Raw genomic sequence first — 12291 nt, 5'->3', positions numbered from 1 at the left:
AACGAGGCGTTCGATGTTTATGGCTATAAAACTCGCTATATTGATCTCCGCAAAGCTTTTGGTAATGATTTGAAGGCTTACTATACTCATTACCTCAAGTACGGATTAAAAGAAGGGCGCGATGGGTCAAGCATGACCGGCTTTGAAGGCTACATTATGTCTTCTGCTTTTTCTTCATATAAAGATGCTGCGGCTCATTATGCAAGAACTGTAGGGGAGCAGGCTTACCCGGTCTCTGTTTATAAAAACAAAGGAGCTGCCACAGTTAAAGAATTCTGTAAGATCCTCTATGAAGAAGCTGTGTCTGAGGGGGTTTGTCCCGAGGTCTTATATGCTCAGGTGATGAAAGAGACTGGGTATCTTAAATTTGGTAATTTGGTTAAAGCAGACCAATGCAATTTCGGTGGTATTGGAGCAACTGGCCCTGGACATCCTGGCTATACTTTCGCAAACGTAAGGGTAGGTCTTAGAGCCCAAGTCCAACATCTGAAGGCATACGCTTCGACTGAGCCTTTGAATAACCCGTGTGTGGACCCTCGTTTTAGTTATGTCATTCGGGGTTGTGCTCCGAAGACGACTGACCTTAATGGGCGATGGGCTGTTCCTGGAACTGGATACGGCGAGAGTTTAAATGCAATCGCCAAAGCCGTTATAGGTGACTAATTAATAGTGAATTGGTTTCGTCATGGATAAGATTTTTCTTCAAAACGAGTATAAAAAGATTTTTTCCAGAATTGTTAATGGAGACAACATAACCGTATTGCGCTACGGGGATGGCGAACGTGCCATTATGACCGGTGAAAAGGTTGTAGCGCAGGAAGGCTGGTCTTCCGAAGGGGAGTCTCCTTTGGCTATTGCGCTCCGAGAGAGTCTTAATTTCACTGACGACAACGTATATTACGGGATATCATGTCCGTGCTGTGACAGACCCGCGTATTACTGGTATTCAACTCGAATTGCTAGTAAGCAAATTACCTTTGCTAACTTGTTTGTGAATTCGAATTACCAGTCATTCAAGTCTGATTTTCTGACATTAACTCGAGATGCAATTGTAATCGCAAATCATGCTGGGAAAAATAATAGAATTGGTAATTTGAATATTCTGAAGTATTACGCGGTGGGGGATGACTGTATTTCCTGCTGGGAAGAGGAATGTGGATCGATAGTATCTAGAATTATTTCTGAATATGGAAGCCGAGACAATTTGCTTTATGTTGTTTCGGCGGGTCCTATGGCTGAACCGATAATTGCGGAGCTTTACAAACACAATCCTAATAACTGTTACATTGATTTTGGTTCTTCAATTGATATTTATATTCATGGATCGGACACTAGGCCATATTCAAAGCCGGGGACTGTTTATTCAAAACGAAACTGTTGGATGTTTGACCCGAATACAGCGGATTTTGATGTGTCCGTTGTTTTGACTACATATAAGAAACCAGAATCGCTGACTGAACAATTAGCGGCAATTGATAAGCAGACATTAAGGCCACGTGAGATTAGGCTTTTCAAGGACGCCATTGACGGTTTCTACTCCATTGATTTGAATGATGAGTTTTTGTCGTCATTTGATGATTGCTGTATTGCGAAATGCAATAGGGGAGTTTGGGGCCGATTTGATTATGCAAGAGAATGCAAATCAAAATATGTATGCCTCTTTGACGATGATACTATTCCAGGGGATTGTTGGCTGGAAAGCTGTCATTTTGAAATGATGCAACACGAGGGAATTTACGGCACGATTGGAATAGTGCTCGAGGATTCAAGTGGGTATCCGATTGACAAGCATTCATACTATCGAGTCGGTTGGGCTGAACCCAACGAGCAGCTGATGGAAGTTGATTTTGTTGGCCACTCTTGGTTCCTTCCAAGAAAAGCCCTTGATTATATGTTCGAAAATACCGAGCAATTGCAACAGTATAAAGTTGCAGCGGAAGACATGACTCTTTCTGCTAAGGCATTGCAAAACGGGTTGTCAACTTTTGTTCCACCCCATCCATATGACAATAAAAGAGTTTGGGGCTCGGATAGCTCTCTTGCTATGCATTTTGGGCAGGCTAGCGGATCTCTCTCAATGAATGTTAGTAATTTAAGGAAAATGGAATCCGCTATCGTTGATTTAACCAAGACAGGTGCATCCTTTCTCTTTGAGCGTAATCCAGGCCTCGTTAAGATGCAAAAAAGGATTCTGAATAGGTATCACAATGCGGAACTGATGAAGCATTATTTTAAGGTCGTCTATCGCAAGGTTTTCAGAAGTAATAAAGGATGAGTTTATATAGATGGCAAACAAAAACTCTAGAATCAAAAATGCGCTCCTTGCCTCATTGACTGGGGTGGGCGAACAACTCGCATCTTATGTTGGTGCGTTTATATTTCGAACAGTATTTTTGTATGTACTGAATGCCAACTATTTGGGAATATCGGCGCTATTTACAAACATATTGCAGGTGTTTTCCCTGACCGAGCTTGGTATCGGCTCCGTTATTGCATTTAATATGTATAAGCCAATTAAAGAATGCGATGATGAGGAATGCGCAAAGCTGCTCAATTTCTATAAAAGTGTCTACCGGGCAATTGCTTTAATTACCCTGCTTCTTGGAGTTTGCTTTTTTCCGTTTATCGATTCCGTTATCGCTGATCCCGGTAATATTCCGGATGATGTAAACCTTAGCGTAATCTATTGGCTTTTCGTATTTCAAAGTGTAACGAGCTACTTGTGCGTTTACAGGCAATCGCTACTAAATGCCGATCAAAAGGGTTATGTAATTTCCGCCGCTAACTCTATCTATAATATATGTTTAAATGTAATTAAAATTATATTACTGATAGCTACTGCAAATTATACTTTTGTTCTTGCTGCTGGAATTATAATCTCCCTTCTTTACAACTTTGGCCTGTCTTGCTATAGCGCTAGGCAATATCCAGACATTATCGCGTTCAGGGATGCAAGGCTTAGCAACGCTAATAAGATTCGCATTTTTAAAGAGACTGGCGCATTAATGTGCCACAAAATCGGAGGAGTCGTTCTTAACAGCACCGACAGCATTATTCTCTCTTCTTTTATTGGCGTGGGGACAGTCGGTTTATATTCAAATTATCAGCTGATTTCATCTGCATTAGATTTGTTTTTAAATAAGGTTTTCGGTAGCTTTGTTCCGACAATTGGAAACGCCTTGATAGATGCGGGGGATTCTGAAAAACTTAAGTTGTATCAACGGCTTCGATTTATTAATATCTGGGCTGCGTCATTCTGCGCTTTGTGTTTTTATCTGTTGATTAATCCTTTCATTAAGATTTGGATCGGGGATAAATACTTATTGGATCAGGCTGTCGTTACGATTCTTTCCCTGCATTTTTTCTGGAATTCTTCAAGAATTATTAACGTTGGGTTCGTAAATGCTTCTGGCTTGTTTGTTAAAGATAAAATCAGGCCTTTAATTCAGGCTGTTTTGAATCTAGTGATCTCCGTCTATGCCGTCATTCATGTTGGTATTGTTGGCGTTTTCATCGGCACTTTTCTTAGCACGCTCTTTACAAGTACTTGGCGTGAGGGCGTTGTTTTGTACAAATATTTATTCCACTATAGCTGTGTTGATTATTTTAAATGCTATTTAGGTTGGTTTATTGTTTCGCTTATGCCCGCGATCGGGCTTCATATCTTGTTTTCATATATTCCAGAGTCGCTGTTGGGTTTTGTAATTAGATTGGTAATTGCTGTCGCAGCGGTAAATTTTTATTTTTGGATTGTGTTCCGGAAAACCGAATCATATTTATATATGAAACAACTCTTAAGCTCTATGGCTAAGCGTGCTTTCACTAGATAGGCATCTTGATAGTGGTGTCCACAAATCGCGAGGCTGAGTATTTGCTCGCTTGAACACTGTCGAATATGCTATACGACTCTGCCGTTATTGCGCCTGAGCACCAGCGCCGATATGGGCCCTAGTGCATTTTGCATTCGTCTGCTCCATTAGTATCGGTCTGAACTTCGAATTAAGTTTGTTGAGTAGATAATCGTTGACCATGGGCAGCCCGTGCGGCTGTATTTGCGGGCGACCTGCCCAGCGATCCGAAGTTCTCAAATGCTATATATGAAGAGCTACGGTCGATTACTATCGGGGTTACATCGATTGAGCTGGCAATATGTGCACCGATAATGGAGAGAACATAGTATCGACTATTGATAATTATGCTGATGCTGCTTGCATTATCAAATAGATTCTTCACTCGATTCCGTAATCCAAGAAGGCTTGGAACTGGACATTTACCTCCGAGAAGATCGAAATTGTTAAGTCGAATAACATCGATTCCGTTCTCTTTTAAACCGCCCCGCTCTCTTTAGTTTTCGCGCTGACCAATAAGGACTGTAGCAAAGCGCTGAATTGGTGATGCCATTTTATGCAATGTTATACCGGCCAGCAAAGACCAAATGATGGACAAAACAATAACAAGAAAAGGCTTGCTGGGAAAAATGAGTGCAAGCGAAAAGTCGCCAATAATTAGAAGCTGGTGGGCGAGGTATATCTCATAGGAATAGGAATCGTTCAATCTTAGAATGCTCCTCAAGCTGCTACTTGGCTTATAACGTTCAGAGCCGAGTAGCAGCCTAAATAAGGAGAACAATAGCGGGCCGCCGAGAAGATGAAGGCCAGTGCCAACAGATGCGCCAGTTTGAAGGCTGATAACCCAGAGAACCAGAGATCCACTTCCAGCCACAAACACAGTAAAGATTAGAACGTATTGTTCGTCCACGCCCTCGCGTACCAATCGCCCCAAAATAAAGCCTATTATGTAGTCGACGCACCATATGCCCTCGGAAACCAATTGGTTGCCAAAGCACAGAAGGGCTATACAACACGGAGCTATCGACCACGGCTTTCTGCGCCAAAGATATGAGAGGGCTGGCGTTAGGAGATAGCAGAGCAGCATCACGCTAACATACCAAAGATGAGCCGCATTGGGAACTAGGCCACTCTTAATGCAAGAGATGCAGAGAATAGCTTCTCTAATGGAAATGTATCTAGAGGCAAATAGCGCGTTGAGAATAAGCGTTAAGGTTAAGATTACCCAATATGGAATGCAAATGCGGATCAGTCGTTTGGCGTACCAGTTTCGGATGTCGCTGAAATCAGGTCGCAATCCATAAAGCCATCCCGATATCATAAGAAAAACCTGAACGCCGATATTTAAAACCCATGCAGCGGGCAGTCCATAAAGCTGACAGAGATGGCATGCCATGATAGAGCACATGGCAAGCATGCGGATCGTACTAATTGACCAATCTTTACGTGCCACTATTGAACCTCCAAAACATCAGCGATGCGCTCGCTTGAATGGCCGTCGCCATAGGGATTAGACGCATGGCTCATGGCCGTGTACTTGGTCTGATCGCTGAGCAGGCGGCTGAACTCGCGGTAGATGACGTCCTCTTCTGTGCCGACGAGCTTCAGCGTGCCGGCGGCAATGCCCTCGGGGCGCTCGGTGGTGTCGCGCATGACGAGCACCGGCTTGCCCAGGCTCGGGGCCTCCTCCTGGATGCCGCCCGAGTCGGTGAGGATGAGATGGCTCGCCGCCATGAAGTTGTGGAAGTCGAGTACCTGAAGCGGATCGATGATATGGAGCCTGTCGAAGCCGTCGAGCTCCTCGTGCGCCGCTTTGCGGACGAGCGGGTTCATGTGGATGGGATAGATTGCCTTTGTGTTCGGATGCTCCTCCATCACGCGGCGGATGGCGCGGAACATGCGGTGCATGGGCTTGCCTAGGTTCTCGCGGCGGTGCGCCGTGATGAGGATGAGGCGGGAGCCCTTGGCCCACTCGAGCTCAGGGTGGGAGTAGTCCTCGCGCACGGTGGTGCGCAGGGCGTCGATTCCGGTGTTGCCGGTGACCCAGATCTTGGATTCGGGCTTGCCCTCGGCTAGCAAGTTCTGCTTGCTAGCCTCCGTAGGTGCGAAGTAGTACTCGCTCACGATGTCGACGGCCTGACGATTGAACTCCTCGGGCCAGGGGCTATAGATGTCGTGCGTGCGAAGGCCCGCCTCGACATGCCCCACGGGGATCTGCAGGTAGAAGCATGCGAGCGCTGCGGCAAAGCTGGTCGTGGTGTCGCCGTGGACCAGGACGACGTCGGGCCTCTCGTCCTCGAGGACGGCCTTGAGCTTGAGCAGCACGTCGCACGTCACGTCGAACAGCGTCTGGCCCGGCTTCATGATCGCCAAGTCGTGGTCGGGCGTCACGTCGAAGACGCGCAACACCTGGTCGAGCATCTCGCGGTGTTGGCCCGTCACGGTCAAGACGGTCTCGAACTCATCCGCCCGCGCCTTCAACTCGTTGACGAGCGGGCACATCTTGATTGCCTCCGGGCGGGTGCCGAAGACGAGCATTATTTTTTTTCGGGTCATTTTCGCTCCTTTGGGTATTTCTCTAATTGGTCTGTTGAGAATTGGCTCATTTCTAACATGGATGCGCCCACATTGAATTACTGAATGACGCGCAAGGATTATTGGTAGAGTTCCATTGTCCTGGTCTGTGTCTAAATACTAGACTAAAAAAATGCCTGATCCATGCACTCGATATTCGCGTGCACTTTTGAGCTAAAGCATTGACTTAAACAGATCGAGGATATTTTTATTACCGGTCTGAAAGGAGCCAACTCCAAACTTTGCACCTTTTTTTGCTATATCTTTTGATTCTGCTGGATGATTTATTGCCCAGCGAATTTTAGCCGAAAGGTCTTCTGGGCCTTCGTAGAGAAGGCCCCTTCCATTGGCGAGAAGCTCTGCGGTGCAGCTGTTGTTATTCCCAATCACCAAACAGCCAGACATCAGTGCCTCAACGGTGGTTCTTCCAAATGACTCTGATCGGGAACAGTTTAATGCAATATCAGATTCGAGCAGTTTAAATTTGGCTTTTGAGTCAAATGAATTATCTGTAAGCAGATTCGCTAAGGAATGTTTCTGAATATAGTTGTGCATTTCCTCAACATAGGCTTTGTCTAATTCTTTGCCAATTAGTGTTAAATGAATCGGAAGATCTCTTAATTGAGACAAGGCCTTTATAGCGTCCATTTGTCCCTTGTCGGGCTTTTTATTTCCGATAAGGATGATTTTTGTTATATCTGAAGAAAACAAATCGCTTTTTCTCGCGTGTTTAGGTTCCTCCATTGAATCGTAAATAACAACTGAGTTTTTCAGATGCTTTGAATAAAAGGAATCCATTACTTCAGAGACTGCTATACACTTGCTCGCGTTAGCAAGCAGTCGATAGGAAAAACTCTTGCAATAAAAGTCATAAGATGTTGGTCGTCCGTTGAATTCTCGCAAGTGCCATATAAGCGGAATATTGAGAACGTGAGCAGAAATGGACCCTGCGTATACGGCAGTTGTATTTATGTGAACCAAATCAACTTTATGCCTTCGGAGAAGATGATAGATATGCACTTCTCGAATTAAGTTAATAACAATTTTAAGCAGGAAAATGACCGATGATTTTAGTTTTGGTTCGGAGCGACGATGTCTCCAAGGCAAATAGTGAATGATGTCGTTCTCGACTCCCATTGAATTTAGTTTTTCCTGTAATTCGCCTTTATAGGGGAGGAGAACGTAAGGGTCGATTCCGTTTTCAATTTCATACTTAATAAGGCTGATAAGGCATAGCTCAGCTCCCCCATCGAGCTTTCCAGAAGAAGAAATATGCGCAATTTTCATTTTTGTCTCTCTGCTTTGCTCATGCGAATTGTTTCTAAATCAAATAATACTTATTTGATTCGATTCTGGTTGTGATGAGTTCCTGTAAGGTCGATTTACATAATAAGAAGAGCTTATTAGAGGCAGCGCCTTTAATCTAATTAGCATCGCAATTGCGTCACTGATGCCGTTATATTGTTTCGTTGTGATTCAATTGCGTATGGATTTATTTGAGGGTTGGGGCTTCTGTTCTCTAGCGATGCAGGTTGTGGTTTAGGGACTGAATATGGATCGACTCACTTCTTGCAAAGAATGCACTTCTTTTGCGTATGTGACCAATCTCCTTTCTGGAGACTAGAATTATAAAATGCGGCTGCTGTCGTTCTGATTTACTTATTTTCCCGATGATACTGGAAAGGCTATAACTAATGGCATGCAATGATTTAAAGTGCTATGCGGTAATTTTTGCCGGCGGCGTTGGGTCACGTATGCGTGGCGCTAAAGTCCCCAAGCAGTTTTTGGAGTTGGGTGGAAAGTCCATTATCGCTCATACCATCGACCATTTTGAAAAGCATCCTATGGTTGCAGGTTTCGTTGTCGTTTGTGTTGCCTCGGGTATGGACCATATGCGCGAAATAGTCGAGGACGCTCACTACTCCAAGGTCTTGTCGATTGTTCCAGGTGGTGAGACGGGTCAGGATTCCATCTTTAATGGTCTTTCTGAGCTTAAACGGCTTGGCGTAACGGATGAGGACTCTATTGTTTTGATCCATGATGGTGTTCGACCGCTTATTGACGAGCAGACTATCACCGCGTGTATCGATTCTGTTTGCCAGTATGGTCCCACCGCAACGGTTGCTCCTTCTCCCGAAACGATTATCGAGGAGGAGGATGGTGTGGTGGAACGTGTCGTCGACCGTTCGCGCTGCAAGCTTGCGCGTGCTCCCCAAGGCTTTAAGTTTAATGATATTTATGCCGAGCACCTCCGTGCGCGCAAGGAGGGCAGGCATGAGTTCATTGATTCAATCTCGCTTATGGCTCATTATGGCCACAAGGCCCATACGGTTGAGGGACCTGCGGATAATATTAAGGTGACTACGCAGCGTGATTTCTTTGCCTTTAAGGGGTTTGTTGATTACAAGGAAATGGAGCAGCTATGGCCGCTGTAGATGAATATTTGTTTGACCGTGCTGCGCAGATTGCCACTCAGGCCAATCTGCCTTGGGCCGAGTTGGAAGGTAAGACCGTTTTGGTGACAGGATCAACGGGTCTCATAGGCTCTCAGATCGTGAGGACTCTGCTCTCTAGAAACGATCGCGTTGATGCCGGCATCAACATGGTTCTGCCCGTTCGAAATATTAAAAAAGCGCAGGCTCTGTTTGGCGACCGGAGCGACATTTCTATTCTGGAATGGTCGCTTGGAGACGAACTTGCGGGCCCCGAGCACGTGGATTATGTAGTCCACGCTGCCTGCGGAACATCAAGCAAGAGTTTTCTCGAGACTCCCGCCACGACGATTATACAGATTGTTCATGGTGGGGAGGCTGTACTGAGGTACGCTTGCTCTGCGGATGCGAAGAAGGTGCTGTTCCTCTCTACCATGGAGGTTTACGGCGAGGTCGAAGGTGCGGCTACTGAGGATAACCTTGGTAAACTGGACCCCATGGTCGTACGCAATAGCTATCCCGAGGCCAAGCGTCTTGTCGAGTGTCTTTGCGTCTCGTATGCCACTGAGCACGGTGTCCCTTCGATTGTTATGCGTTTGGCTCAGACGTTTGGCGAGGGTGTCCATCCCGACGACATGCGAGTGTTTGCCGACTTTGGCCGTCATGCTATCGAAGGCAAGGACATCGTTTTGTTGAGTGATGGCCTTAAGCGTAACGGCTACCTTTCGGTTGACGATTCTGTGCGTGCTATTTTGATTGCTCTAGTTAAGGGTAAATCTGGCGAGGCTTATAACGCAGTTAATGAGGATGCGTATTGCAGCATTAGGGAAATGGCACAGTTGGTTTTGGATCAGTTTGGGGCTGAAGGCGCACAGGTCCGCAGAGAGTTTGATCCCGAGCGCGAGGCAACATTTAGGAAGGCCTCCGACCTTATGCTCGATTCATCTAAGCTCAAGGCGCTGGGCTGGGAGCCCAACGATTCGCTCTCAGATATGTACCGTGCCATGATTGACTGCTGGAGCGTTCATGATTAACGAGATGGCGCAAAAGCCGTCCGTCCTTGTGATGATGGCTACTTACAACGGCGAGAAGTATGTCGCTGAACAGATCGATAGCATCCTTGCTCAAGAAGGCGTGAATGTCACGCTTTTGATATCGGATGATGGTTCGAGCGATAATACGCCGTTGATTTGCAGCCGTTATGCCCAAAATATGCCTAGCGTTCAATTTACCGTCAACGAGAATAATAAGGGTCTCGCTCGAAACTTCATGGATATGCTTTACGGTGCAGATTCAACGACTTTCGACTATTTTGCGTTCTCTGATCAAGATGATTATTGGATGCCCAATAAACTTGTAAAGGCAATTGAGGCAATTAGCTCAGCTGGCGAGGGTCCTCGTCTTTATTACAGCGACGTTTGCAACGTCGATGAACATCTTAATGGAGGGTCAAGAGAATACGGCGCATTTGCTTCGCATGCTAATTCCTTAGGGTTGTTGCTGACCGTGAATTGGGCATCAGGATGCACGATGGTGTTCAATTCAGCTTTTGCGTCTGCCCTTCAACATTATGTTCCGGGGGATTGGCCTCGTATTCATGACGGCTGGGTTCACTTGGTCGCTAGGGTGCTGAATGCTCAAGTTCCCGATCTTGAGCATGCTTACATTAAGCGCCGCATTTCGGGCCAAAATCAGGTTGGTGAGCGTGGGTTAAACAGTTTGAGCGGCAAGCGTATAAAGATCATTGCTAGCTCGCTTCTGACTCCCTCGGAGCACGGCCTTACTGAAGCAGCTTCGCTTTTGCTTGATGGCTATGCCGACAGCATGAGTTCTGAGGACAAAGAGCTCGTATCTCGCTTCGTTGATGGACGTCATAGCATTGTGAAGCGTTTGGGCATGATGTTTGATCCAGCTTTTGCGCAACCGTTTCCGCTTGAAAACATTATGTTTAAAGGCAAGATGTTTTTGAACATTTATTAAAGTATTTGCTGAGATCTGAGTTCCTTGATGTTGTGTACTCTCGTTCAGGGCTGTCTTTGGCGGGAGTTTCAGATTCTCATGATACCTTTTCTCTGGGCTAAATATATATTTCGGCAGCAAACTCTTTAATCTGTCGCCTGAACTTGGTAGTGTCGAGAAAGTTAGTGTAGAGCCCGATCCGAAGCGAGTCGGCCCGGCGTCCTGGAACCTGGAACACGGTTGATATCCTATGCCGCCTCGGTCCTGTCCGCAAGCTCGAGACCCGATTCGATCATCTTCCCGGCCTCCGCCTCCAGCCGCGCCCAGTCGACCGTCCCGTCGATCCCGCGCGTGCGACCCTCGTCGTAGAGCTCGCCCATCTTTGCCTCCGAGAAGCACCTCGACTCCTGCCACATCTCGTCCTGCTCGCACATGTTAGCGTCAATCTATTTTTCACCAGTTTCGCTAAACAGGCGCGCCGTTAGCGCGATCGCGTGCCGAATGTTGGTGTAAGGGGCCGCTTCCCTGGCCGTAGAAAGCAGGAAGCGGTTATCGCCTAGAATCTTAATTGCTGAAGTTAGGATTCGTGGAAAGGCAATAACCGCATATGGATAAGATACACGAGATTTCGGGCGACGGCGCCCTGGTGCCGAGATTCGACGACGGCATGGTGAACATGACGGAGCTGATCAGGGTGATGGCCGAGTCGCTCGTCAACGAGATCATGGACGCCCAGGCCGACGAGGCGTGCGAGAGCGGCAACCAGCGCAACGGCTACCGCGAGCGCAGGCTCGTCACCAGCGTGGGCACCATCAACCTCAGAATCCCGAAGCTGCGCGCCGGCAGCTACTTTCCCGAGGACCTCATCGAGCGGTACTCGCGCGTGGACCGCGCGGTCATCGCCGCGGTCTCCGAGATGGTGACAAACGGCGTGTCCACCAGGAAGGTGAAGCGCGTGGCGCAGTCCATGGGCATAGACCGCATGAGCGCCAGCCAGGTGTCGAGGATATGCTCGTCGCTGGACGAGTCGGTCGCCGACCTGCGGGAACGCGACCTGTCAGACGTCAGCTACCCCTACATCTGGCTCGACGCCACCTACATCAAGTGCAGGGACGCCGGCCGCGTGCAGTCCACCGCGCTCGTAACCGCCATCGGCGCCGGCTCGGGCGGCTACAGGCGCCTGCTCGGCCTCGACGCCATCGACACAGAGTCCTACGACGGCTGGAGGGCGTTCCTCCTCTCGCTGCGGGCGCGCGGGGTCGATGGCGTCATCTGCGTCACCAGCGATGCGCACGAGGGCCTCAAGCGCGCGATCCAGGAGGTCTTCCCCGGCGCCGCCTGGCAGAGATGCATCGTGCACCTGATGCGCAACGCCGCCGGCAACGCGCCGACCAGGCAGAAGAGGGGCGCCGTGCTCGGCATCCTGAAGGCCGTGTTCGCCGAGCGCGACCCCGAGCTCGTGCGCGAGCTCTACCAGC

General features: G+C 47.7%; 11 protein-coding genes. 7 read left to right on the top strand and 4 right to left on the bottom strand.

Annotated elements, in window-relative coordinates:
• The 3 genes from ACQRC0_RS08440 to ACQRC0_RS08430 form a co-directional block, all read left to right on the top strand.
• On the top strand, positions 1-663 hold a 663-nt coding region (locus tag ACQRC0_RS08440; RefSeq protein ID WP_427729244.1), incomplete at its 5' end, for a hypothetical protein.
• A gap of 22 nt (positions 664-685) precedes the next feature.
• Positions 686-2275, top strand: coding sequence for a hypothetical protein (locus tag ACQRC0_RS08435; protein ID WP_427729242.1), 1590 nt, complete (start codon positions 686-688; stop codon positions 2273-2275).
• A gap of 10 nt (positions 2276-2285) precedes the next feature.
• Positions 2286-3830 (top strand): lipopolysaccharide biosynthesis protein, encoded by a 1545-nt coding sequence (locus tag ACQRC0_RS08430; RefSeq protein ID WP_427729240.1) that lies wholly within the window; start codon positions 2286-2288, stop codon positions 3828-3830.
• 514 nt (positions 3831-4344) lie between these two features.
• On the opposite strand, the gene ACQRC0_RS08425 is transcribed toward ACQRC0_RS08430, so the two are convergent.
• The 3 genes from ACQRC0_RS08425 to ACQRC0_RS08415 all read right to left on the bottom strand — a co-directional run bounded on the left by ACQRC0_RS08425 (position 4345) and on the right by ACQRC0_RS08415 (position 7709).
• A complete protein-coding gene (locus tag ACQRC0_RS08425; protein ID WP_427729238.1) occupies positions 4345-5301 on the bottom strand; it encodes an acyltransferase family protein in 957 nt (318 codons plus the stop codon).
• On the bottom strand, positions 5301-6404 hold the full coding sequence (gene wecB, locus ACQRC0_RS08420; protein ID WP_427729236.1) for a non-hydrolyzing UDP-N-acetylglucosamine 2-epimerase: 1104 nt from the start codon (positions 6402-6404) through the stop codon (positions 5301-5303). The genes ACQRC0_RS08425 and wecB overlap by 1 nt, the downstream gene beginning before the upstream one ends.
• A 192-nt stretch (positions 6405-6596) precedes the next feature.
• Complete coding sequence (locus ACQRC0_RS08415) at positions 6597-7709, bottom strand: glycosyltransferase family 4 protein (RefSeq protein ID WP_427729234.1); 1113 nt, start codon at positions 7707-7709, stop codon at positions 6597-6599.
• A 407-nt stretch (positions 7710-8116) separates the two neighbouring features.
• Here ACQRC0_RS08415 and ACQRC0_RS08410 point away from each other — a divergent pair, with 407 nt between their 5' ends.
• From ACQRC0_RS08410 to ACQRC0_RS08400, 3 genes are read left to right on the top strand one after another with little or no spacing between them, the layout of a single operon-like run.
• Positions 8117-8857, top strand: a complete 741-nt coding sequence (locus tag ACQRC0_RS08410) for an IspD/TarI family cytidylyltransferase (protein WP_427729232.1) — start codon at positions 8117-8119, stop codon at positions 8855-8857.
• Positions 8845-9888, top strand: a complete 1044-nt coding sequence (locus tag ACQRC0_RS08405; protein WP_427729230.1) for an NAD-dependent epimerase/dehydratase family protein — start codon at positions 8845-8847, stop codon at positions 9886-9888. Before ACQRC0_RS08410 ends, ACQRC0_RS08405 begins: the two co-directional genes overlap by 13 nt.
• On the top strand, positions 9881-10834 hold the full coding sequence (locus ACQRC0_RS08400) for a glycosyltransferase (protein WP_427729228.1): 954 nt from the start codon (positions 9881-9883) through the stop codon (positions 10832-10834). The genes ACQRC0_RS08405 and ACQRC0_RS08400 overlap by 8 nt, the downstream gene beginning before the upstream one ends.
• A 227-nt stretch (positions 10835-11061) precedes the next feature.
• Here ACQRC0_RS08400 and ACQRC0_RS08395 read toward each other — a convergent pair whose 3' ends face one another.
• Positions 11062-11193, bottom strand: a complete 132-nt coding sequence (locus ACQRC0_RS08395; protein WP_427729226.1) for a hypothetical protein — start codon at positions 11191-11193, stop codon at positions 11062-11064.
• A gap of 287 nt (positions 11194-11480) precedes the next feature.
• Between ACQRC0_RS08395 and ACQRC0_RS08390 the strand changes: the two genes are divergently transcribed.
• Positions 11481-12291: IS256 family transposase (locus ACQRC0_RS08390; RefSeq protein ID WP_427729246.1), on the top strand; the 811-nt coding region annotated here is incomplete at its 3' end.

Origin of the sequence: Collinsella sp. SGI.033 (assembly GCF_050315135.1) — a bacterium.
Taxonomy (GTDB): domain Bacteria; phylum Actinomycetota; class Coriobacteriia; order Coriobacteriales; family Coriobacteriaceae; genus Collinsella.
The sequence above is the reverse complement of the archived record's forward strand: the minus strand, read 5'-3'. Positions and strand labels throughout refer to the sequence as shown.

Bases quoted from the DNA above. Each gene is read 5' to 3' on its own strand.
- ACQRC0_RS08430 (WP_427729240.1), top strand. From the start codon at position 2,286: ATGGCAAACAAAAACTCTAGAATCAAAAATGCGCTCCTTGCCTCATTG.
- ACQRC0_RS08435 (WP_427729242.1), top strand. From the start codon at position 686: ATGGATAAGATTTTTCTTCAAAACGAGTATAAAAAGATTTTTTCCAGA.
- wecB (WP_427729236.1), bottom strand. From the start codon at position 6,404: ATGACCCGAAAAAAAATAATGCTCGTCTTCGGCACCCGCCCGGAGGCA.
- ACQRC0_RS08405 (WP_427729230.1), top strand. From the start codon at position 8,845: ATGGCCGCTGTAGATGAATATTTGTTTGACCGTGCTGCGCAGATTGCC.
- ACQRC0_RS08400 (WP_427729228.1), top strand. From the start codon at position 9,881: ATGATTAACGAGATGGCGCAAAAGCCGTCCGTCCTTGTGATGATGGCT.
- ACQRC0_RS08395 (WP_427729226.1), bottom strand. From the start codon at position 11,193: ATGGGCGAGCTCTACGACGAGGGTCGCACGCGCGGGATCGACGGGACG.
- ACQRC0_RS08410 (WP_427729232.1), top strand. From the start codon at position 8,117: ATGGCATGCAATGATTTAAAGTGCTATGCGGTAATTTTTGCCGGCGGC.
- ACQRC0_RS08415 (WP_427729234.1), bottom strand. From the start codon at position 7,709: ATGAAAATTGCGCATATTTCTTCTTCTGGAAAGCTCGATGGGGGAGCT.